The organism is Glutamicibacter sp. MCAF14, assembly GCF_052114325.1.
GTDB classification, from domain to species: Bacteria; Actinomycetota; Actinomycetes; order Actinomycetales; family Micrococcaceae; genus Glutamicibacter; species Glutamicibacter arilaitensis.
Window position 1 is genome coordinate 22,699 of the sequence record NZ_JBFREO010000001.1, and the last position, 21,205, is coordinate 43,903.

Here is a 21,205-nt window from a genome sequence, read left to right on the forward strand (position 1 = left end):
ATCGGGCTGCCACCTGCCGCGTCACTTCCGCCATTTGCAAGACAATCCCGGACTTGCACGCAATACTGGAAACATGTTTGTCGTTGCGCTCAGCCCCCGGCCCCGCTCGGTCACCGATGTTGCAGCCGCCAGCGAGCAATTGTGGGATCAGCTCTCCGAAGTGGACACCCATGCCCCGTTCACCGCAGTGAGCGGGCAATTGCTGCTGGGCGTGCCCAAGGATCCCGAGGCCGCGGTGGATGCGCTGATGCGGGTGACGCGGTTGAATTTCTGCAATATCGGGCTGGGCATCGGCAGCCTGTATGAGCCGGTGCCAGCCGAGGCGGACCTGGTGGAAGGCAAGGCAATGCGCCGCGCGCTCGGTGCCCTTGAGGCGGCCAGCCATCGCGGGGAACGCGTACCGATCTGCGTTTCCTCGGGCACCGATGAAACGGATGCTGAGCTGGAGGGGCTGCTGCGCATGCTCGGCCATTGGATCCGCACCCGCACCGAAGCCGAATGGTCCGTGGTGGATCTGCTCACCCCGGGCGTGCGCGGCCAGCAGAAGGCGGTGGCCGAGATCTTGGGCATCACCCCGCAGGCGGTATCAGCCGCGATTGTGCGATCGGGCTACAACGATGAGCTCGGCGCCCGGGCAGCCATCTCCCGGTTGCTGGAATTCACCGACCAGCTCTAAAAGGCGTCACGCCGCAGGCTAGTCCTGCAGCAGTTCTTCGAGCACGATCGCCAAACCGTCGTCGTCGACGCCCTCGGTCACAGCATCTGCTGCGTCCTTGACCTCGTCTGGCGCCTGGCCCATGGCCACGCCGTGGCCAGCCCACTGGAGCATTTCAATGTCGTTGCGGCCATCGCCCACGGCCAGGGAATCGGCCAGGTCGAACTTCAAGATGGCGCGCAGTCGCTCCAGGCCGCTGGCCTTGGTGGTGCCGTCGGCGGCGATATCCAGCCAAGCGGTCCAGCCTACCGAGTAAGTCACCCCGGATAAGCCCAGGCCCTGCACTGCATGGCCGAACTCCTCGGCAGTATTATCCGTGGAGAACACGACAACGCGCACGGCCTTGTTCTCCAGCAATTCATCGAAATCCACGACCTTGGTTTCGGCACCAAAGCTGGCATCGCCAAAAGACTCGTTGGAAAGGAATTCGCCGCGCTCATTTTCCAGCGCGTACTTGGCTTTGGGCAGCTGCTTCCATAGCGCCTTGAGCGCTGCTGAAGGATCGAAGACCTCGCGGTGGATCACTTCGATATCTGATCCGGTGACCTTGGCGAGCACACCGCCATTGCTCACGACCACATAGCCGTGGTCGATGCCCAGCTCTTCCATCACCGGCAAGGCTGCCCCGAGGGAACGTCCGGTGGAAATGACCACTTCGTGGCCTCGTTCCACCACTGCCCGGGCCGCATCGCGTACCCGCTGGCTCATCTGTCCCTGGTGGTTGACGATAGTTCCGTCAACATCAAGGCAAATCATCAATTTCTGCTTATCGAGTCGGTCGTCGTTGCCGATCTTTGCCATTACTGTCATGGCTCAAGTTAACCATCACCGCCGCTATTTCGCGATGACCCGCGGCACAGGAGCACCTTAACAACGGGTTAAATGCAGTTGCCGGCCATCAGCAATGGATGGCCGGCAACTTGCGGAACCTGATTTACTTGAGGACTTCGAGTCCGCCAAGGTAAGGCTGCAGGGCCTTTGGCACGTTGACCGAGCCGTCAGGGTTCTGGTGGTTCTCCAGAATCGCGACGATCCAACGGGTGGTGGCCAAGGTGCCGTTCAGCGTTGCCACCGAACGAGTCTTTCCTGGCTTGCCGTCGATGATCTCGCGTTCGCGGATGTTCAGGCGGCGGGCCTGGAAGGTGGTGCAGTTGGAGGTCGAGGTCAGCTCGCGGAAGGTGTCCTGGGTTGGAACCCAAGCTTCACAGTCGAACTTGCGGGCCGCGCTCATGCCCAGGTCGCCGGCGGCGGTGTCGATCACGCGGTATGGAAGTTCCATGCGTCCAAGCATGTCCTCTTCCATGGCCAGCAGCTTCGCGTGCTCTGCCTCGGCGTTCTCAACACTGGTGTAGACGAACATCTCCAGCTTGTTGAACTGGTGCACGCGGATGATGCCACGGGTGTCCTTGCCGGCAGAACCAGCCTCGCGGCGGTAGCAGGAGGACCAACCGGCGTAGCGGATCGACCCTTCGGCCAGGTCCATGATCTCATCGGCATGGTAGCCGGCCAAGGCCACCTCGGAGGTGCCGACCAGGTACATGTTGTCGCGCTCGAGCTTGTAGATCTCGTCGTCGTGCTCGACATCGAAGCCGGTGCCCTGCATGGTTTCGGGGCGAACCAGGGTCGGGGTGATCATCGGGATGAACTCGTGCTCCATGGCCACGTCCAGGGCCATGTTCATCATCGCGATTTCCAAGCGGGCGCCGATACCCTTGAGGAAGTAGAAGCGCGAGCCGGAGACCTTGGCGCCGCGTTCCATATCGATGGCATCCAGCTTCTCAGCCAGCTGCAGGTGGTCCAGCGGCTCGAACCCTTCGGCCTTGAAGTCGCGAACGGTACCTACGTGCTTGACGACAGTGAAGTCATCTTCGCCGCCGGCTGGGATGCCGTCGATGATCAGGTTCGGGATCGAGCGCTGCAGTGCGGTGCACTTGGCAGCGGCCGCGTCAGACTCTGCCTGGGCAGACTTGACCGAAGCGGCGAGCTCCTTGACCTCGGCAAGCAGGGCGGCGCGTTCATCGCCCTTGGCCTTGCCGACCTTCTTGGAGAACGCATTCTGCTCGGCACGCAGGCGCTCGTAGGTAGCAATGGTTTCACGACGCGCCGTGTCAGCTGCCAGCAGCTGGTCAATTAACGACTCGTCGGCACCGCGCGCGCGTTGCGAGGCGCGGTACATATCCGGATTTTCGGTGAGCATTTTAAGGTCGATCACATCTTAAGCGTAGCAATCATGAGTACGATGAGAGCATTATGCAGACAAATCGTGTGATCGTTTTCTCTGCCGTGGCTGCCGCAGCTGCCGCCGCGGCGACCAGTTGGTATTCGGTGCGCAAGCTTTCGCACTACAGCAAGCCGCTAGTCAAGCAGCCCGAAGCAGCGGAACAGGCAGCCGCCACCAAGGTTGCCATTGTCATCAATCCTTCCAAGTCAGGGGCTGAGGAAGCAAAGGAAGCCGTGGAGCGCGTCTGCGCCGAAGCGGGCCTGGAAGCCCCCCTGATCATTGAGACGACCAAGGAGAATGCCGGCCAGGATGCGGCCCGCGAAGCGCTGGATGCGCAATGCGACACAATTCTGGCTGCCGGCGGCGATGGAACCATCCGCGCCGTGGCGGAAGTGCTCGAAGGCACCGATGCTTCCTTGGGAATCCTTCCGCTGGGCACCGGCAACCTGCTGGCCCGCAACGTGGATATTCCCCTCGATGACCTGCACACCGCAGCCCTGGTTGCCGTGCGCGGAATGGTCCGGCGCATCGACGTCGGGCATATGAAGCTGAAGCTGCTGGACGGAGAGCAGGCAGACCACGCGTTCTTGGTGATCGCCGGGGTGGGAACTGATGCCGACCTGTTTGATGACACCAATGAAGAACTGAAGTCCAAGGTTGGCTGGCTGGCCTATTCCGAAGCCGGCTTGCGCCAGCTGCCCGGCCAGCGCAAGAAGGTGAGCTTCAAGCTGGCAGATGACGAGAACTGGCAGACCCGCAAGGTCCGCTCGGTGCTCTTCGCCAACTGCGGCAAGCTGCAGGGCCTGGATTTCGTGCCCGACGCAAAGATCGACGACGGGGTGCTGGACGCGGTGATCCTTTCGCCCCGCTCGGCCGCCGGCTGGACCTGGATCCTGCTCAAGACCGCCTTCCGCGCCAAGAACAAGATTCCGGTGATGAGCTTCTACCAGACCGCAGGGGTTTCGCTGCGCTGCGATGAGCCGATGAACACCCAGATTGACGGGGACCCTACCGGCCAGGTCAACGAACTGCAGGTCTCGGTGAACCCGAGCGCCCTGCGCCTGCGCACCCCGTAGCCTGCACCAAAAAGGCCTGGCCGGCTTCCCTTCAATCAAGGGAAACCGGCCAGGCCTTTGCGTTGCCTGCTTACAGGCGTTCGCGCAGCGACTTGACCCAATCGCGGGCTTCGCTGAACGCCGCGTCGGAATTGTGCGCATCGACAAAAGGCTCGACACCTTCGGCGGCCGGGTAGGAACCCAGGAAGCGCAGTTCCGGGGAGAGCCGGTGCAAGCCGGATAAGGCCGCAGCCACGCGTTCATCGGCCACATGGCCCTCGAAGTCCACGGAGAAGAAGTACTGCCCCAACCCTTGGCCGGTAGGACGCGATTCAATGCGTGAAAGGTTCACCCCGCGAGCGGTGAACTGTTCCAGGATTTCCATCAGCGCACCGGGACGGTCCTCTGGCAGCGGCAGGATCAGCGTGGATTTATCCACCTTGGTCGGTGCCGGGATCTTTCCGGGGCGGGTGACCAGGATGAAGCGGGTGACCGCTCCCTGGTTGTCTTCGACCCCGCGTGCCAGCACCTTCAGGCCGCGTTCCTGGGCCACCAGCGGAGAGCAGATCGCCGCATCATGCGGCGGTTCGGCCTCTTCGAGCGCCAGGGCGCCGGCGGCCGTGGATGAGGCCGGGGTGAAGGCCGCTTGCGGGATGTTGGCTTCGGCCCAGAGGCGGCACTGCGCCCAGGCATGCCCGTGGGTGGAGATCCGCTTGATCTGCTCCAGCGAATCGATGCCAGGGCGCACGGCAAGCACGAAAGAGATCGGAACGAGGATTTCGGCGACGATCTGCAGGGCCTCGCCCTGCGCGATCGCATCCAGAGTGGCTGAAACGCCGCCCTCTACCGAGTTCTCGATCGGAACCATCGCCGCTTCCACGCTGCCTTCGCGCACCATGGACAGGGCCACGTTGACGCTGGATGCGGGAATCCGCTGCGCATCGGCTGCCCCGGGAACCTGCAGCAGGGCCGACTCGGTGAAAGTGCCGGCAGGTCCCAGATAGGCATAGCTCATCGTACGGTTGGCTCCTGGCCGTTCTCGGCTTCCATCGGCAGGCCCGCTTCAAGCCATGCGTCGGAACCGCCGGCGATGTTGAACGCGGTGTAGCCCATGCCGGTCAGCCATGCTGCGGCCTGCGCAGAACGCCCGCCGGTCCGGCAAATCACGTAGGTATCGACATCCGGGTCCAGCTCGCCCACGCGCTCTGGCAGGGTGCCAAGCACAACGTGGGTGGCCCCGGCAGCTCGTCCGGCTTCCCATTCGAAGTCTTCGCGCACATCAAGGATGAAGGCGTCCTTCGGGACATCGTTGACCGAGACAGTTTCGAAATCGCTCATGGCTGGCATTCCTCTCACATAGGGTGTTTGCTTATAAGACTAGTCATTTCCTGCGTCGAAAGCAGACATGTTTCCCTCAAGCGCCCTGAAATTGCGAGACGAATTGGCCCGCGGCGAGCGTTCAAGCCGCGAGGTCACCGAGCACTGCCTTGCGCGCATCGAAGAGCAGGCGGACCTAGGCGCTTTCGTGCACGTGGCAGAAAATGCCATGGAAGCAGCGGCCGCGGCCGATGCGGCGCATGCCCGCGGGGAAATCGGCCGCCTGCACGGACTGCCCACCGCCTTCAAGGACCTGAACGAGGTGGCCGGGATGCCCACCACCTACGGCACCGCGGCCATGCCGACAACGGTAGCCGAACGCGACCATTCACTGGTGGCCCGGCTGCGCTGCGAAGGGGTGGTGATCCTGGGCAAGACGCAGGTTCCGGAGTTCGGGTTGAGCAGCTATTCGGAGAACCTCGTCGCTGCCCCATCACGTAATCCACTGGATCCCACGCGCTCTTCCGGCGGATCCTCCGGCGGGCAGGCCGCGGCCATTGCCGCCGGCATGATTCCGCTGGGACCGGGATCCGATGGCGGCGGTTCGGTTCGCATCCCCGCGGCGGCCTGCGGACTGGTTGGACTCAAGCCCTCATTGGGACGCATTCCCAGCGATGTCCTTGATGGCTACAACGACCCCATGGGAGCCCCGAAACTGGCAGTCTCCGGCCCGTTGGCCCATGATGCTTTGGATGCAGCCCTGCTGCTTGATGCCATGCGCGGCAAGGACCATTACCTGCCACTGCTGCAGGGAAGCTATCCCGAGCGCCTGTCCGACTTGAAAATCGGGTACAGCACCCATTCTCCTTTTGAACCGGTCTATGAGATTTCGCTGGCGCCCGAAGCCAGGGACGCCTTTACCCAGGGCCTTGAACGCCTGGGGCAACGCCACCGCGTCGAGCCAGCCGATCTGCACTATGCCGAGGATTATCCTGAAACCTTCGCGGCGGTGTGGACCAATGGGCTGAAGAACGTTCCGGTTTCCGATGATTCGCTGCTCGGTGAGCTGGCCAGGGACTTCCGCGGCCGTGCCGCTGACCGCTCGCTGGAACAGAGCCTGCAGGCCGGATCGAGGTTGAAGCAGATTGCGGCGGATTTCGTGCGCCAGTGGTCCGCTTTCGACGTGGTGGCTACCCCTGCCATGGCTTCGATCCCACCGAGGATCGGGCACTATACACAATCCACGGCCGATGTGGATTATATGTTGCAGTGCCAGTACACGCCCTATACCTCGATGGTGAACGTCGCCTCAGTAGCTGCCATCACCATCCCGGTGGGTCACTCCAAGGAGGGGTTACCAATGAGTATTCAGCTGATTTCCCCGCGCTCCGACGAGGGGCTGCTGCTCGCGCTGGCCACTCAGATACAGCTGTGACCTTTCCCATATAAGTAGGTACTCGGGTGGACAAAAGCGAAAAATGTTACGTATGTCTACTGCAACAACGAGCACCAAAGCTTCCGGGAAGACCTTCTTCGGCCATCCCGGCGCGCTCGCAAGCCTCTTCAGCGTGGAAATGTGGGAACGCTTCTCCTTCTACGGCATGCAGGGCTTGCCGGCTTACTACATGTACTACTCGGTCACCGACGGTGGCCTGGGAATGGACCAGGCCCTGGCTCTGTCCCTGGTCGGCGCCTACGGCGGCGCCGTTTACCTGTCCACCATTCTGGGCGCATGGCTCTCTGACCGCCTGTACGGTTCGGAACGGGTCCTGTTCTTCTCCGCTATAGCGATCATGATCGGCCACATCGGCCTGGCGCTTCTGCCTGGCTACACCGGACTGGTTATCGGCCTGATCTTCGTAGCAGTCGGCTCCGGCGGCCTGAAGGCCAACGCCGTGGCCCTGGTCGGTTCCCTGTATTCCAAGGACGATCCACGCATCGACGCCGGCTTCTCCCTGTTCTACATGGGCGTGAACATCGGTGGCCTGCTTGGCCCACTGCTCACCGGTTGGCTGCAGGTTGCCTACGGCTTCCACATCGGCTTCGCTGCCGCAGCAGTTGGCATGGGCATCGGCCTGGGCATCTACGCGGTGGGACGCAAGAACCTTCCGGAATCCGGACGCATCCCAAGCAACCCGCTGCCAGCCGCTGAGCGCAAGCGCTACGTGGTCATCTTCGCTGCCGTGATCGTTCTGATCGTCGCCGCTTTCGCCTCCAAGATCGTGACCCCGGAAAACCTGGCAAGCACCATCGCCTACGTGGTCATCGCCGCTTCGATCATCTACTTCGCACTGATCCTGCGCAGCAAGAAGGTTGACGCCACCGAGCGCAAGCAGGTCTGGGCGTTCATTCCGTTCTACATCGGTTCGGCTGCCTTCTGGGCCCTGTTCCAGCAGCAGTTCACCTTCATCGCTGCCTACTCGGACCAGCGTCTCGACCGCCACTTGGGCAGCTGGGAAATGCCGCCGAGCTGGGTCACCTCGATCAACCCGGTCTTCATCATCATCTTCGCCGGCATCTTCGCCGCGTTGTGGACCAAGCTGGGCAAGCGCCAGCCGCGCACTTCGATGAAGTTCGGCCTGGCATTGGTAGTTGTGGGTGCGGCCTTCTTGCTGTTCATCCCGCTGGAATCCTTCGTGAAGACCCCGCTGCTGGCACTGGTGGGCATCTTGCTGCTGTGCACCTTTGCCGAGCTGCTGCTTTCGCCAGTGGGCCAGGCCATTGCCACCAAGCTGGCTCCGGCCGCTTTCGGCACCCAGATGATCGCATTGTTCTTCCTGTCGGTATCGCTGGGCACCACCTTGTCCGGCGTGCTGGCCGGCTACTACACCGAGGGTAACGAGATCCCTTACTTCATCGCCATGGGCGGCACCGCTGTCGTCCTGGGTGTTGCCATGATGGCAGCTACCCCGGCCCTGAAGAAGCTGATGGGCCCGATCCTCTAAAAGGTTCGAGCACGTTGAAGGCGGTTGGTCCAGTTTGGTCCAACCGCCTTTTGCATGCCCGGGGGTTATCCGTCCTGGGCTTAGGACAGGGTCGTGTTCTCGTAATACGAGTCGTAGCCGAAGCCTGTGGATACCGCCCAGAAGAACCAGATCACCGCGGCATAAATGACGATGGCAAGGGCTAATCCGACCCATGAGGTGATCAGCCCGGCCAGCGATAGCCCGCGGGAAGCAGGTTCGCGCCGATAAGCCAGGTGTCCTGTGATGACTCCTGCCAACGGAACAAGGATAATGACAGAGAAGCCCAGCAACGACAAGATACCCAGCACCAGGGAAGCCACCGACAGGCTGGCGGACTCTGGCGGTCGTTGATAGGGGTTCTGCGGATACGGGTAATAGCTCATTTGCCTACCATTCTTCTATGGATCCGCGTTACGCGCATCAACCTGAAAGGCAATCTGTGGCACACCTTCGAGCTGGAGAACCAGCAACCGAATCCGACCTCATTAATCTTCAGGAGGTGCTCGATGCCTACAGCAGCATCACGCCTTCGGCCAGCAACCCCGGACAAGCGGTCATCTTCGGCACCTCAGGGCACCGCGGTTCCTCGCTGAACGGCACCTTCAACGAAGCGCATATCGCGGCGATTACCCAGGCTGTGGTGGACTACCGCAACGGCGCTGGGATCACCGGCCCGATGTACGTGGGCAAGGACAGCCACGCACTGTCCGAGCCTGCCTACCGCACTGCGCTGGAGGTGCTGGCAGGCAACGGCGTCACGGTGCTGGCTGAAGACGGACTGACGCCCACCCCTGCCGTGAGCCATGCAATCCTGGTGCATAACGCCGAGGGCGGCGAGCAGGCAGACGGCTTGATCATCACGCCTTCGCACAATCCGCCAGCCGACGGCGGCATCAAGTACAACCCGCCGCATGGCGGCCCGGCCGAATCCGAGATCACCGGGCCCATTGCCGCCCGCGCCAATGAGCTATTGGCCAACGGCCAGATCAAGCGAGGCGAGCCAAGCGCCCGTCCGTTCGACTTCCGCGAGCTGTACATCACCGACTTGGCTGCAGTCATCGACTTCAAGGCCATCGCAGCCTCGGGCATTTCCATCGGAGCGGACCCGCTGGGCGGAGCTTCGGTGCATTACTGGGGCGAAATCGGCCGCCGCTATGGCTTGAATCTGGAAGTGGTCAACGAATCCGTTGACCCGCGCTTCGGCTTCATGACCCTTGATAAAGATGGCAAGATCCGCATGGACTGCTCCTCGGCCCACGCCATGGCCTCCTTGGTGGCCAACCGCGAGAAGTACGACATCGCCACCGGCAACGATGCGGATGCAGACCGCCACGGCATCGTCACCCCGGATGCAGGGCTGATGAATCCGAACCAGTTCCTGGCCGTGGCCATCGACTACCTGCTGACCCATCGCGAGCACTGGCCAGCAGATGCGCAGATCGGCAAAACCCTGGTCTCGTCGGTGCTTATCGACAAGGTGGTGGCCTCCCACGGCCGGACGCTGCGCGAGGTGCCTGTCGGGTTCAAGTACTTCGTTGAACCGCTGTCTTCAGGAATGGTCGCTTTCTGCGGTGAGGAGTCCGCTGGGGCGAGCTTCCTGGACTTCTCCGGCAAGGCGTTCAGCACCGATAAGGATGGGTTGATGCTGGCTCTGCTGGCGTCCGAGATCCGTGCGGTCACCGGCAAGAGCCCAAGCCAGCTGCATGCGCAGCTGGTCCAGCGCCATGGCGCAAGCTTCTATGACCGCTTCGATGCGCCGGCTGATCGCGAGCAGAAGGCGTTGCTCTCCAAGCTGAATGCCTCGATGGTGGCCGCCACCGAGCTGGCCGGCGACACGATTACCGCCAAGGTGACGGAAGCTGCTGGCTTCGCCATTGGCGGACTGAAGGTCTCCAGTGAGCACGCATGGTTTGCCGCGCGTCCTTCGGGCACCGAAGACATCTACAAAATTTATGCTGAATCAACAAAATCACCCGAGCATCTGCAGCAGGTGCTGGCAGAGGCCCGGGTGATAGTTGACGCTGCGCTAACTGGCTAGTTCAGCTTTGCGGTCCATGGGTCGATGAACTCGGCTGGCTGCTTGCGGGTAGCCAGCCAGTGGCCCAGCCACAGCAGCAAGAAGATCGGCAGGCCGACATAGCTGGAAGCCATCTGCAGCAGGTTGCCGTCGAGGACGGCTTGGTAGTTCTGGCCTGCAATGACCACGATCAGGATGACGAAGGCTAGGACCGGGCCCAATGGGAACAGCGGCGCCTTGTACGGAAGGTTCGCCAGGTCCTGGCCGCTGGCGATATACGCCTTGCGGAACTTGTAGTGGCACACCGCGATACCTATCCAGGCGATAAAGCCGGAAAGGCCGGATACGTTCAGCAGCCACGTGTAGGCCGAACCCTGTCCGACAATGGCGGTCAGGAAACCAAAGAGGCCTACCGAGGCGGTCAAGAGCATTGCCGGCATCGGTACGCCGCGCTTGTTCAAGCGGGCAAAGATCTTTGGTGCCTTGCCGTCGAGCGCCATCGAATAAAGCATGCGTGATGAGGCATATAGTCCGGAGTTGCCCGCCGAGAGGATGGCCGAGAGGATCACGGCGTTCATCAGCGCAGCAGCGAAGGCCACGCCTGCACGCTCGAAGACCAGGGTGAATGGCGAGGTGGTGATATCCGAAGCTTCGGAAGACAGCAGCGAAGGATCCAGGTACGGGATCAGCATGCCGATGACGAAGATCGCGCCGATGTAGAAGAGCATGATGCGCCAGAAGATCGCCTTGATGGCCTTGGGGATATCGCGCTTCGGGTTCTCGGCTTCACCGGCGGCAACGCCGATCAGCTCGGTACCCTGGAATGAGAAGCCAGCGATCATGAAGACCGAGACAATGGACAGCCAGCCGCCCACAAAGGGAGCTTCACCATCGGTCCAGTTGCTGAATCCCGGGGTTGAATCCCCCAAGATGCCGAAGATCATCGCGACGCCGCAGATCAAGAAGACCACGACGGTGATGACCTTGATCGCGGCCAGCCAGTATTCGCCCTCGCCGAAGGCCTTGGCCGACAGCGCGTTCAATCCGGTGAGCAGGATCAGGAAGAGCCCTGCCCAGATCCATCCCGGTGTATCGGGGAACCAGTAGGACATGATGATGCCAGCAGCCACCAGTTCAGCGGCCACGGTGATGGCCCAGTTGAACCAGTAGTTCCAGCCGATCGCGAAGCCGAAGTGGCGGTTCACGAAGACCGACGCGTAGGTCTGGAACGAGCCGGCTACCGGGAGCCGGGCGCTCATTTCACCCAGTGACTGCATCAGGAGCAGCACCATCATGCCGATCAGTGCGTAGGCCACCAGTGACCCACCGGGTCCTGCTTGGGCAATGGTGCCGCCGGACGCGACAAATAGTCCGGTACCAATCGAGCCGCCAATAGCAATCATCTGCATATGGCGTGCTTTGAGGCCACGCTTCAGACCGTCCTGAGACGGTGCGGGCTCAGTCATGCGTTACATCTCCTGATGCTTGAAAATTTCCAACCTATCCATCCAAGCACCCTGACAAGCTAAAACGCTATGAACCGCGCTACAGTAAGCGATCAATAATCTTTCGCTTAGCCCATGAATACGGAGGATATATTGCGCTCAAGGTATCAACGACGGTCGTTTTGTTGAGTTCAGAGCGCATCTGCGAAAGCCTGTCGAAACCATGCTTGCCGTGATAAGTGCCCATACCGCTAGGACCAATGCCGCCAAAAGGCAGGGTTGGGATGATCATTTGGGCCAGTGGCGCGTTGTGCACGATAGCGCCTGCGCGCACCCGGTCAGAAAATATCGACTGCAGCCGCGGGCTTTCGCTCATCAGGTAAGCGGCCAGCGGAGAGGGCCTGCGAGCAATGAATTCCAGCGCTTCTTCAAAGTTCTCCACTTCAATCACCGGAAGGATTGGACCGAAGATTTCTTCAGTCATCAGCGTTGCTTCAAGGTCCACATCGCGCATGATGCTCGGCGCGATGCGCAGGGTTTCTTCATCGTATTCCCCGCCGAAAACTACTTCGCCTTGCTCAAGCATCGACATGAGCCGGTCAAAGTGCTTGCGGCTGACGATCCGCCCGTAATCCGGATGGGTCAGCGGTTCCTTGCCGTAGAAGCTGGTGATCGCTTGGCCCAGACGCTTAATGAGTTCGGTGCTGTCGCCCACGCTGATCACATAATCCGGCGCCACGCAGGTCTGTCCCGCATTCATGAATTTGGCATAGGCCAATCGCTTGGCAGTGGCCAAGGAATCGTTCTCGACTACTGCTGGCGACTTTCCGCCCAACTCCAAGGTCGTCGGTGTCAGATGCTTCGCCGCGGCCGCCGCGACAATCTTGGCAACCCGCTCGCCACCGGTATAGAAAATATGATCCCAGCGCGCGGCAAGCAGTTCGGTGGAAGTATCCACTCCGCCCTCGACTACCGCGTAAACACGTTCGTCCAGGTATACCGGGAGGAACTTGGCCAAGGCACCGGAGGTGGCAGGGGCCAGTTCCGAAGGCTTGATCACCGCTGCGTTACCGGCGGCAATCGCCGCGACCAGCGGTGCCAGCACCAGCTGAACCGGATAGTTCCATGCACCGATAATCAGCACAACTCCCAGCGGGCGCGGTTCAATTTTGGCCATTGCAGGCTGAAGCGCCAGCGGGACCTTCACACTCGTGGAGTCCATCCACTCAACGAGGTGGCGTTGGGCGAAGTCTATTTCCGCGCGCACCACGTCAATTTCGGAGAATTTGGCCTCGGTGGCGCTCTTGCCCAAGTCCTCGGCCAGGGCCTGGACAAAGTCATCCACATGCTCTTCGAGCATCTTTTCCAGGGCCTTGAGCTGCTGCAAGCGGAAGCGCCGCGGATGCGTGATGCGGGTATCGGCAGAACGCCGCAAGTGGCTCAGAACCGTGGCAATGCGTGATGGATGCTCGTCCACCGGAGGTGCGGAATCACCAACCGGTTCGGGCAACGGAGTGGAAGTAAACAGACCCATGTTTTGAGCGTACGTCACCGCGGCAGATATTCATTATTTAATTCGCCAACGTATTCAATATGTATCAAGCCTTTGATACATTAATGTTCATGACCCAGTTCTCGGCGAGCGCCGCCTCCATTGCTGTCGTGGCAGCCATCATCTACGCATGGCTGCGCTCTGTAGCTCACCGGCGCGGGGCCCCGGCGATCGACCGAGCCCAGTCGCACTCATTCTGGTGCGCTTTAATCGCATTCTTCGCTTCAACCTCGTGGGACCTGTCCAGGACATGGAGCATTCCGGTTTCCGAACCGAATCCAAGTTCTGCCTTCATCGAGGCGCTCACCCCGGGAATCTGGGTTCCCTTGGTCTATATGATCGGCTTGTTCACCTGGCCCAAGGAATTGCAGCCGGTGCGCACCGCTTCGCTCGAAGCCCGCACCCTGGCCACCCCCTTCCCTAAGTCGCTCGGGATTTTTGTCGGGCTGCTGCTGCTGGCCGCCGTGGGGTCGTTATGGCCGGCTTCCACGGTCGAAGGACGCATCGGCGTCCCTGCCACTGAAATAACCTCCGTTGATTCGGGCGGATACTCCATGTACGAGTCGGGTATCGCAACGGACGGGCAACTATCGGGCCTCCAGATGCTCCCGATCTTCATCGTGGCTCTGGCGGGCATCGTCGTGGCCGCCGCCGTGGTTGCGGCGGCCATCTTGAGAAGGCGCCCCTTGGCCGGTATCACCAGCGAGGATAACCAGGCGCTGCGCACTGTCTGGCTTAACCGCTTGCTGCGCAATACCGGTATCGTGCTGCTGGCGTTCACCGTGTCGGTGCTCAACTATTCACAGGTCAATCTATTCACTGACCAGAACGCATTATTGAACTACAGCGCTCTTGCCGTGGGCCTCACCTTATTCTTCTGGGGACCGCGTTCAACATTGAAAGCTCATTCCGCTGCCAAGGCGCCGACCGCTTTTGGACGTCTGCGTGAACAGCTATTCGTTTTGCAATACTCCACTGCAACGCTGGCCTTGCTCGGCCTCGCAATCGGCTGGACCTTCTTGACTGTCACCGATGAAACCCAATGGCCCAGCGCCCAGCGCACCACGTGGATCCTCGCCCTCTTCACGGCAGCTGCGATGCTGTACCTTGGGCTGAATGCCTTGTACCTGGGCTACATGAATTGGGCATCTCGACAGGCGGCAGCCGCTGAAAAGCATTCGGCACCGCTGCCGTGGTGGTCCTACGCCTGTGCGGGCCTGCTGCTTGCCACCAGCACCTACTTCTTGCTTTATCCGCCCTTGGATTACCTATGGGGCTTCGCATCCCCGAGCAAGGTGATTGTTGCCGGGCTACTCCTCTTGCTGCTGGCCTCCCATGGTGGATTCACATGGCTTGCCCGCCGGGTAATTATTCCCTGGTGCGTCTCGGCTGCCGAAGAAATCTGGTACCGCAGGGTTCTGGAATTGCGTTCGATGCGGGTTACCGCCAGCGCAGTGGCGGCCATGCTGCTCATTGGCTATGGGTTCCCGGCAGGGTTGGGACTCTTTGCATTGCTGATCTTTGTTGTCCCAGCGGTAATTGTCCTTGAGCGCCCGGGCAGCGCCTTCGTGCCTTCGCCCCAACGGTCAAGTACTTCATGAGCTCGCAGATCAGAGTCGACCTCCAGGCAGCGACCCCTCCCTATGAGCAGATCCGCTCGCAGATTGCTTCATTGATTTCCCTAGGTGAGCTGGCTGCCGGGGCCAAGCTTCCGACCGTGCGTGCCCTGGCCACGGACCTCGGTGTTGCCGCCGGAACCGTGGCGCGCGCCTACAAGGAATTGGAAGCCGAAGGGCTGATCAGCTCACGGCGGCGTGCCGGCACGGTGGTCAATGAGCGTGCGCACTCGGTGGACCCTAGTGAGGATCTCTTGGCCGCAGTAGACCATCTCTGGGAATTGGCATCCGCCCAGCAGGTGGATGCCGCAACCCTCAAGGCCCTGGTGGCGCGGCGCGAACGTTAAAAACTTGTCGTGGACGCTCTAGGTGCGTACGCTCAAGGGCAGTGACACGGGGTGTCGGAGAAGCCGACTGAGATAAGACCCGTAGAACCTGATCTAGTTCACGCTAGCGGAGGGATGTCGCATGGCTTTACATGCCGTTGCCCTGAAATACCGGCAACAATCACCTTTGGTTTTCTGCCTGACCAATACCGTCGTATCCAACTTCACCGCCAATATGCTGCTCTCATCGGGCGCTTCACCGGCGATGACCGACCTGCCAGGCGAAGCCGGCCCTTTTGCAGAAGTTGCTTCGGCCGTGCTGGTGAACCTGGGTACGCCAACCACCGAACAGCTCACCGCCATGGATGAGGCCGTGCATTCGGCGAGCGCCGCAGGCACCCCGTGGGTCTTGGACCCGGTGGCCGTGGGAGCTTTGCCGGTACGCACCGACTTCGCCCGGCGCCTCGTGACCCAACGCCCTGCCCTGATTCGCGGCAACGCTTCGGAAATCCTGGCACTGGCCGGGAAGAGCTCCACCGGTCGCGGCGTAGATGCTCTGGATACTGTTTCCGCGGCCCTGGATGCTGGCCGCGAGCTTGCACAAGAGCATGGCTGCGTGGTGGCAATTTCCGGTGAATCCGACGCCATCATTGATGCCACGCGCACCGTACTGGTGCACACCAACGGCGTCGGCCTGACCCGGATGACCGGAGGAGGCTGCGCCTTGGGCGCTTTCTGCGCTGGCATGCTCGCGGTGCACGATGACCCATTCGAAGCCACCATCGCCGCCCACGGCTTCTATGGCCTAGCCGCCGAGAAGGCACTGGAGGCCAGCACCGGCCCGGGAAGCTTCGCCGTCGCATTCCTGGATGCACTGGCTGCTACCGAACCCGAAGAACTGCAGAACTTGAAGTACGAGGAAGTGAACCATGCATAACTACGGTGCCTACCTAGTTGCCAACACCGCCAGCTGCACCCCGCGCAGCACCCTGGAAGTCATCGAAGGCGCGGTCGCCGGAGGGATCGAATGGATCCAGCTTCGCGCCAAGGAAGAAAGCGCCCGGGAATTCTTCGAACTGTCCTGCGCGGCCGCCAAGCTCACCGAGGGCAAAGCCCAGCTGCTAATCAACGACCGGATCGACGTCTACCTCGCGGCACGGGCTGCCGGAGCCGCCGTGAACGGCATCCACATCGGGCAAAAGGATGTGCCGGTGGCGCTGGCCCGCCAGCTCATCGGCAACGGGATCCTCGGCTTGAGCGCTTCCACGGACGAGCAGCTGGCCCAGGCGAATGCGGACGCTTCGTTGATTGACTACCTGGGAGTCGGAGCCATCCGCGCCACTCCGACTAAAAAGGACCACCCCACGCCCCTGGGGCTTGAGGGCTTTGCCCGGGCCACCACCCTAACTCAATTACCCTGCGTCGCCATCGGCGCGCTGACCCAGGACGATGCCGCCGCGATCAGCGCCGGCGGCGGAGCGGGCATGGCCGTGGTTCGCGCCATCTGCAATGCCGAAGATCCGCAGCAGGCCAGCGCGCAGCTGGTGGCGGCATGGGAGGCGGCCAAGTGAATATCTTGTCCATTGCAGGCTCCGATCCTTCCGGCGGAGCGGGAATCCAGGCAGATTTGAAGGCCATTTCCGCCAACGGCGGCTATGGCATGTGCGTCATCACCGCACTGACCGCGCAGAACACCCACGGGGTTTCCGGCGTCCAGGCGGTCAGCGGCGACTTTGTCCTCGCGCAGCTTGAAGCCATTAGTACAGATATTCGCATCGACGCCATCAAGATCGGGATGCTCGCCAACTCCGAGGTCATCCGCGCAGTGACCAGCTGGCTGGAAACTATCAACGCCCCGGTAGTCCTGGACCCGGTCATGGTCGCCACCAGCGGGGACCGCCTGCTTGAGGATCATTCAGCCCTTGATTCGTTGCTGGACCGTGCCACGGTGATCACCCCGAACATCCTGGAGCTTGCCAGCTTGCTGGGCGAACCAGTGGCCAGCGCATGGGAGGAAGTTCTGTCCCAGGCCCAGCGCCTGGCGGCCAAGCACGATGCCCTGGTGCTGGCCAAGGGCGGGCATCTGGCCGGGGCACAGTGCCCCGATGCGCTGGTCTCAGCCAACGGCGTTCAGCTTGAGCTCAACGGCCCGCGCCATGCCACCAGCAATACCCACGGCACCGGCTGCACCCTCTCCAGCACCCTGGCTACCCGCTTTGCGGCCACCGGCGACTGGAGCATCGCCTTGGAACAGTCAAAGTCCTACCTTGACCGGGCCATTGCCGCAGCCGACCAATTGCAGGTGGGCAGCGGCCACGGACCGGTCAACCACTTCATCGGCTTCTTCGGTACGGCAGATCCCATGGGCCACTGGTGGGCCAAGATCCAGCACATCCGCGAGGATATCGACCAGCTGGATTTCATCACCCAGCTATCGCAGGGCACCTTGGAGCCAGAGGACTTCCACTACTACATCTCCCAGGATGCGCTGTATCTGCTGCGCTACGCCAAGGTCCTGTCCCTGGCCAGCTCCATGGCCCCGGATCTGGCCGCCCAGCGCTTCTGGGCGCGCGGGGCCAACAGCATCCTGGACGGCGAGCTACAGCTGCACCGCAGCTACGTGGAGGAATTCTGCGAAGAGCCCAGTGCCACCACGCTGAACTACACCAACCACCTGACCGCAAGCCAAGACAGCTACGGCGAGCTGATTGCCGCGATCCTGCCGTGCTACTGGCTCTACCAGGACATCGGCAAGCGGCTGGCGGCGGCCAACCATGACCAGCATCCTTACCGGCAATGGCTGGACACCTATGCCTCCCAGGAATTCGATTCCGCGACCGCCAAGGCCATCGAGATGGTCCGCCAGGCCTACGAGCAGGCCGATGGGCAGCTGCGCGCACGCATGGAGGCCGCATTTGTCCGTTCTGCGGAACATGAGCGATCGTTCTTCGCGCAGGCCCATGAGAACCGAGTAGAATTCTCTACGGCCTAAAACGCGCAGGGCCCGGGAAGAGGAATTCATGAGTTGGAGCATTCACGGCAACGGCAAGACCATCACCCCCGGTGAGGTTGTCGCCCCGGATGAGCGGCTGCATTGGCCGCAGACCATTTCCATTGGCGCCCAGCACATCCTGGCGATGTTCGGCGCCAGCATCCTGGTGCCGACGCTGACCGGCTTCCCGGTGACCACGACCTTGCTGTTCACCGGCTTGGCCACCGTCATCTTCCTGCTGATGACCAAGAACAGGGTACCTAGCTACCTGGGCTCTTCCTTCGCGATGATCGCCCCGGTCATCTCGACCACCCAGTCGCACAGCATGTCCGGTGCCTTAGGTGGCATCGTGATGACCGGTGCGCTGCTGTTTATCGTCGGGCTGATCGTGCAGAAGACCGGCACCGGCTGGATCCATACCCTGATGCCGCCGGTGGTCATGGGCACCATCGTTGCGCTGATCGGCTTGAACCTGGCCAGTGCGACCCTGGCACCGATGCAGGAATTCCCGCTGACCACCTTCCTGACCGTGATCTTCACCGTGGTGGCTACGGTGGCCTTCAAGGGCCTGCTGGGCCGCTTGTCGATTCTGGTGGGTCTGGTGCTGGGCTACCTGCTGGCTCTGGTCCAGGGCCAGGTTGATTTCTCGGCCGTCGGGCAGGCTGCCTGGGTCGGCCTGCCTGAATTCCACACCCCGACCTTCCACCTGGATACTGCGCTGATGTTTCTGCCAGCGGTGTTCGTGCTGATTGCCGAGAACATCGGCCACGTGCGCACCGTAGGCGTGATGACCGGCCGCGACCTGTCCAAGTTCAACGGCCGCGCGCTGATGGCCGACGGGGCAGCCAGCGTACTCGCCGGATTCGGCGGCGGTTCGGCCACCACCACCTATGCCGAGAACATCGGGGTGATGGCCGCCTCGCGCGTCTACTCCACTGCGGCCTACTGGGTGGCGGCGATTGTGGCGATGGCCCTGGCCTTCCTGCCGAAGTTCGGCGCGCTGATCGGCACCATCCCGGTGGGCGTCATCGGCGGCTTGGGCATCGTGCTCTACGGCATGATCGGCATCGTCGGTGCCCGCCTGTGGATCGAGGCGAAGGTGGACTTCGGCAACCCGATCAACCTGATGACCGCAGGCACCGGCCTGATCATCGCGATCGCGGTAACCAAGGAGATCGCTTTCGGCCAATTCCAGCTCGGCGGCATCGCACTGGGCTCGATCGCGACCTTGGTGGTCTTCCACGTCATGAGCCTTGTCGCCAAGGCGCGCGGAAATGATTTGGCCGACTCGCAGAAACCTGCGAAGCAGTAATCAAATGCATCCAGCCGGCCGCCGTCACGAAAAATCGTGGCGGCGGCCGGCCTTTTTGCTTGAATTCCCCCACTGGTGTGGGAAGAGATCCGGAGCCGGAAGCGGCTCACGGCAAGTTAAAGTAAGGACTCCTTCCAAAATGTGATTCATCTCCCATTCAAAAGCCAAAATTGGCCATTGTTGGTGGGGTCGAATCCGATAGCATGACTATTTGTGACTGCGACTACATCAGACGGAAAACTATCCGCACGGCTCATCTTCATCGCCCTCGGCGCGGCATTGGGTGGGTTTGTTTTCGGGTATGACTCATCAATCGTTAACGGCACCGTGGACGCTGTCGAGCACGAATTCGGGCTCAACGCAGTGACCATCGGTTTCACCGTATCTTGCGCCCTGCTGGGCGCAGCCGTGGGCGCTTGGGTGGCCGGCGTCGTCTCCGAACGCGTGGGCCGCGTGCGCACCATGCTCATTGCATCGGTGCTGCTACTCATCTCGGCCCTGGGCTGCGGGCTGTGCTTCGGCGTTGCGGACTTGATCCTCTGGCGCATTGTCGGCGGCATCGGCGTGGGCTTCGCCTCGGTAATCGCCCCGGCCTACATCGCCGAAGTTTCCCCAGCAGCCCATCGCGGGCGCTTGGGCACCATGCAGCAGATGGCCATCGTGCTGGGCATCTTCGTGGCCTTCCTCGTCAGCGCCCTGCTCGTCTTCGTCATGGGCTCCGCGGATGCCATCGGCCTGTTCGGCCTGGCCGCCTGGCGCTGGATGTACCTCTCGCTGATCGTTCCGGCCGTAGTCTATGGCCTGCTGGTCCTGCGCCTGCCTGAATCCCCGCGCTATCTCGTTGAGCGTGGCCGCTACGTGGAAGCCGCCACCGTGCTCACCCGCGATATAGGCATGCAGGCCGGCACCGAAACCGAAGCCAAAATCGAAGAAATCCGAGCTACTGTGCACATTGAACGCCGCCAGGTATTGAAGGACCTGCTCGGCCGCTTCGGGTTCCACCCGCTGGTCTGGACCGGCATCCTGCTATCGGTCTTCCAGCAGTTTGTCGGCATTAACGTGATCTTCTACTACTCCACCACCCTGTGGAAGTCCGTGGGCTTCGCCGAGTCCGACTCCTTCACCATTTCACTGATCACCTCGGTCACCAATGTGGTGGCCACGATCGTGGCCGTGCTGCTGATCGACGTGATCGGCCGCAAGCTGCTGCTGGCCATCGGTTCGGCAATCATGACCGTGTCACTGGGCATGATGGCCGTCGCCTTTGCCCAGTCGGTCACCACCAACGGTGCCGTCGAGCTTCCGGGCAGCTGGGGCATCGTCGCACTGGTCGCAGCCAACCTGTTCGTCGTCGGCTTCGGCGCGACCTGGGGGCCAGCTGTCTGGGTGCTCCTGGGCGAAATGTTCCCGAACTCCATCCGCGCATTGGCGCTGGGCGTAGCCGCCGCTGCGCAGTGGATTGCGAACTTCATCGTCTCCACTTCCTTCCCGGCCCTGGCAGAAGCAGGCTTGGCCTTGGCCTACGGCATCTATGCCTTCTTCGCCCTGCTCTCCTTGGTCTTCGTGATCTTCCTAGTCAAGGAAACCAAGGGGCGCAAGCTCGAGGAAATGACGCTTTAAGCGGCAACGCGGCCCCTAGCGGGCACTGCACGCAAAGAGGGAGGCCAAGAA

The 21,205-nt window shown here is 61.7% G+C and carries 19 protein-coding genes and 1 riboswitch; of the genes, 12 read left to right on the forward strand and 7 right to left on the reverse strand.

Translation table 11 applies throughout. From position 1 onward, the window contains the following. Positions 1-73 precede the first annotated feature (73 nt). Positions 74-676, forward strand: coding sequence for a hypothetical protein (locus tag AB4Y71_RS00120; protein WP_441717104.1), 603 nt, complete (start codon positions 74-76; stop codon positions 674-676). 18 nt (positions 677-694) lie between these two features. On the opposite strand, the gene AB4Y71_RS00125 is transcribed toward AB4Y71_RS00120, so the two are convergent. Both AB4Y71_RS00125 and serS read right to left on the reverse strand, forming a co-directional pair. Further along, positions 695-1,525, reverse strand: a complete 831-nt coding sequence (locus tag AB4Y71_RS00125) for an HAD family hydrolase (RefSeq protein ID WP_102598788.1) — start codon at positions 1,523-1,525, stop codon at positions 695-697. A gap of 124 nt (positions 1,526-1,649) precedes the next feature. Continuing rightward, entirely contained in the window at positions 1,650-2,927 is a 1,278-nt protein-coding gene (gene serS / locus AB4Y71_RS00130) for a serine--tRNA ligase (RefSeq protein WP_102598789.1), read from the reverse strand. A 38-nt stretch (positions 2,928-2,965) separates the two neighbouring features. On the opposite strand from serS, the gene AB4Y71_RS00135 reads away from it, so the two are divergent. Next, the gene (locus AB4Y71_RS00135) at positions 2,966-4,012 is read left to right on the forward strand and encodes a diacylglycerol/lipid kinase family protein (protein ID WP_102598790.1); all 1,047 of its coding nucleotides are present in this window, start codon (positions 2,966-2,968) and stop codon (positions 4,010-4,012) included. A gap of 70 nt (positions 4,013-4,082) precedes the next feature. Here AB4Y71_RS00135 and pheA read toward each other — a convergent pair whose 3' ends face one another. Then, complete coding sequence (gene pheA / locus AB4Y71_RS00140) at positions 4,083-5,006, reverse strand: prephenate dehydratase (protein ID WP_013347464.1); 924 nt, start codon at positions 5,004-5,006, stop codon at positions 4,083-4,085. After that, the gene (locus tag AB4Y71_RS00145) at positions 5,003-5,329 is read right to left on the reverse strand and encodes a rhodanese-like domain-containing protein (protein WP_013347463.1); all 327 of its coding nucleotides are present in this window, start codon (positions 5,327-5,329) and stop codon (positions 5,003-5,005) included. Before AB4Y71_RS00145 ends, pheA begins: the two co-directional genes overlap by 4 nt. A gap of 67 nt (positions 5,330-5,396) precedes the next feature. On the opposite strand from AB4Y71_RS00145, the gene AB4Y71_RS00150 reads away from it, so the two are divergent. Both AB4Y71_RS00150 and AB4Y71_RS00155 read left to right on the forward strand, forming a co-directional pair. After that, the gene (locus AB4Y71_RS00150) at positions 5,397-6,743 is read left to right on the forward strand and encodes an amidase (RefSeq protein ID WP_441717105.1); all 1,347 of its coding nucleotides are present in this window, start codon (positions 5,397-5,399) and stop codon (positions 6,741-6,743) included. 52 nt (positions 6,744-6,795) lie between these two features. Further along, the gene (locus AB4Y71_RS00155) at positions 6,796-8,253 is read left to right on the forward strand and encodes a peptide MFS transporter (RefSeq protein WP_441717107.1); all 1,458 of its coding nucleotides are present in this window, start codon (positions 6,796-6,798) and stop codon (positions 8,251-8,253) included. Positions 8,254-8,333: 80 nt separating this feature from the next. Here the strand turns inward: AB4Y71_RS00155 and AB4Y71_RS00160 are convergent, their stop codons facing one another. Then, the gene (locus AB4Y71_RS00160; RefSeq protein ID WP_134778963.1) at positions 8,334-8,657 is read right to left on the reverse strand and encodes a DUF4190 domain-containing protein; all 324 of its coding nucleotides are present in this window, start codon (positions 8,655-8,657) and stop codon (positions 8,334-8,336) included. Positions 8,658-8,674: 17 nt separating this feature from the next. Here AB4Y71_RS00160 and pgm point away from each other — a divergent pair, with 17 nt between their 5' ends. After that, the gene (gene pgm, locus AB4Y71_RS00165; RefSeq protein WP_441717109.1) at positions 8,675-10,312 is read left to right on the forward strand and encodes a phosphoglucomutase (alpha-D-glucose-1,6-bisphosphate-dependent); all 1,638 of its coding nucleotides are present in this window, start codon (positions 8,675-8,677) and stop codon (positions 10,310-10,312) included. On the opposite strand, the gene AB4Y71_RS00170 is transcribed toward pgm, so the two are convergent. Both AB4Y71_RS00170 and AB4Y71_RS00175 read right to left on the reverse strand, forming a co-directional pair. Next, entirely contained in the window at positions 10,309-11,757 is a 1,449-nt protein-coding gene (locus AB4Y71_RS00170; protein WP_441717111.1) for an amino acid permease, read from the reverse strand. The genes pgm and AB4Y71_RS00170 overlap by 4 nt on opposite strands. 79 nt (positions 11,758-11,836) lie before the next feature. Beyond that, complete coding sequence (locus tag AB4Y71_RS00175; protein ID WP_441717113.1) at positions 11,837-13,270, reverse strand: aldehyde dehydrogenase family protein; 1,434 nt, start codon at positions 13,268-13,270, stop codon at positions 11,837-11,839. An 89-nt stretch (positions 13,271-13,359) separates the two neighbouring features. Between AB4Y71_RS00175 and AB4Y71_RS00180 the strand changes: the two genes are divergently transcribed. The 7 genes from AB4Y71_RS00180 to AB4Y71_RS00210 all read left to right on the forward strand — a co-directional run bounded on the left by AB4Y71_RS00180 (position 13,360) and on the right by AB4Y71_RS00210 (position 21,154). Beyond that, complete coding sequence (locus AB4Y71_RS00180) at positions 13,360-14,889, forward strand: hypothetical protein (protein WP_441717115.1); 1,530 nt, start codon at positions 13,360-13,362, stop codon at positions 14,887-14,889. After that, on the forward strand, positions 14,886-15,251 hold the full coding sequence (locus AB4Y71_RS00185; RefSeq protein ID WP_441717117.1) for a GntR family transcriptional regulator: 366 nt from the start codon (positions 14,886-14,888) through the stop codon (positions 15,249-15,251). The genes AB4Y71_RS00180 and AB4Y71_RS00185 overlap by 4 nt, the downstream gene beginning before the upstream one ends. 37 nt (positions 15,252-15,288) lie before the next feature. Beyond that, positions 15,289-15,383, forward strand: a riboswitch (TPP riboswitch). Beyond that, positions 15,373-16,167, forward strand: coding sequence for a hydroxyethylthiazole kinase (gene thiM / locus AB4Y71_RS00190; protein ID WP_441717119.1), 795 nt, complete (start codon positions 15,373-15,375; stop codon positions 16,165-16,167). (Overlaps the previous riboswitch by 11 nt.) Next, positions 16,160-16,801, forward strand: coding sequence for a thiamine phosphate synthase (thiE, locus tag AB4Y71_RS00195; RefSeq protein WP_441717121.1), 642 nt, complete (start codon positions 16,160-16,162; stop codon positions 16,799-16,801). The genes thiM and thiE overlap by 8 nt, the downstream gene beginning before the upstream one ends. Then, positions 16,798-18,222 (forward strand): bifunctional hydroxymethylpyrimidine kinase/phosphomethylpyrimidine kinase, encoded by a 1,425-nt coding sequence (gene thiD, locus AB4Y71_RS00200; protein WP_441717123.1) that lies wholly within the window; start codon positions 16,798-16,800, stop codon positions 18,220-18,222. The genes thiE and thiD overlap by 4 nt, the downstream gene beginning before the upstream one ends. Positions 18,223-18,250: 28 nt before the next feature. Continuing rightward, on the forward strand, positions 18,251-19,534 hold the full coding sequence (locus AB4Y71_RS00205; RefSeq protein WP_441717125.1) for a uracil-xanthine permease family protein: 1,284 nt from the start codon (positions 18,251-18,253) through the stop codon (positions 19,532-19,534). Between the two features lie 213 nt (positions 19,535-19,747). After that, entirely contained in the window at positions 19,748-21,154 is a 1,407-nt protein-coding gene (locus AB4Y71_RS00210; RefSeq protein ID WP_441717127.1) for a sugar porter family MFS transporter, read from the forward strand. Positions 21,155-21,205: the final 51 nt, after the last annotated feature.

Excerpts from the sequence above, each read along its gene's own strand:
- AB4Y71_RS00120 (WP_441717104.1), top strand. The coding sequence starts at position 74 with ATGTTTGTCGTTGCGCTCAGCCCCCGGCCCCGCTCGGTCACCGATGTT.
- AB4Y71_RS00125 (WP_102598788.1), bottom strand. The coding sequence starts at position 1,525 with ATGACAGTAATGGCAAAGATCGGCAACGACGACCGACTCGATAAGCAG.
- AB4Y71_RS00135 (WP_102598790.1), top strand. The coding sequence starts at position 2,966 with ATGCAGACAAATCGTGTGATCGTTTTCTCTGCCGTGGCTGCCGCAGCT.
- pheA (WP_013347464.1), bottom strand. The coding sequence starts at position 5,006 with ATGAGCTATGCCTATCTGGGACCTGCCGGCACTTTCACCGAGTCGGCC.
- AB4Y71_RS00145 (WP_013347463.1), bottom strand. The coding sequence starts at position 5,329 with ATGAGCGATTTCGAAACTGTCTCGGTCAACGATGTCCCGAAGGACGCC.
- AB4Y71_RS00150 (WP_441717105.1), top strand. The coding sequence starts at position 5,397 with ATGTTTCCCTCAAGCGCCCTGAAATTGCGAGACGAATTGGCCCGCGGC.
- AB4Y71_RS00155 (WP_441717107.1), top strand. The coding sequence starts at position 6,796 with ATGTCTACTGCAACAACGAGCACCAAAGCTTCCGGGAAGACCTTCTTC.
- AB4Y71_RS00160 (WP_134778963.1), bottom strand. The coding sequence starts at position 8,657 with ATGAGCTATTACCCGTATCCGCAGAACCCCTATCAACGACCGCCAGAG.
- pgm (WP_441717109.1), top strand. The coding sequence starts at position 8,675 with ATGGATCCGCGTTACGCGCATCAACCTGAAAGGCAATCTGTGGCACAC.
- AB4Y71_RS00170 (WP_441717111.1), bottom strand. The coding sequence starts at position 11,757 with ATGACTGAGCCCGCACCGTCTCAGGACGGTCTGAAGCGTGGCCTCAAA.
- AB4Y71_RS00175 (WP_441717113.1), bottom strand. The coding sequence starts at position 13,270 with ATGGGTCTGTTTACTTCCACTCCGTTGCCCGAACCGGTTGGTGATTCC.
- AB4Y71_RS00180 (WP_441717115.1), top strand. The coding sequence starts at position 13,360 with ATGACCCAGTTCTCGGCGAGCGCCGCCTCCATTGCTGTCGTGGCAGCC.
- AB4Y71_RS00185 (WP_441717117.1), top strand. The coding sequence starts at position 14,886 with ATGAGCTCGCAGATCAGAGTCGACCTCCAGGCAGCGACCCCTCCCTAT.
- thiM (WP_441717119.1), top strand. The coding sequence starts at position 15,373 with ATGGCTTTACATGCCGTTGCCCTGAAATACCGGCAACAATCACCTTTG.
- thiE (WP_441717121.1), top strand. The coding sequence starts at position 16,160 with ATGCATAACTACGGTGCCTACCTAGTTGCCAACACCGCCAGCTGCACC.
- AB4Y71_RS00205 (WP_441717125.1), top strand. The coding sequence starts at position 18,251 with ATGAGTTGGAGCATTCACGGCAACGGCAAGACCATCACCCCCGGTGAG.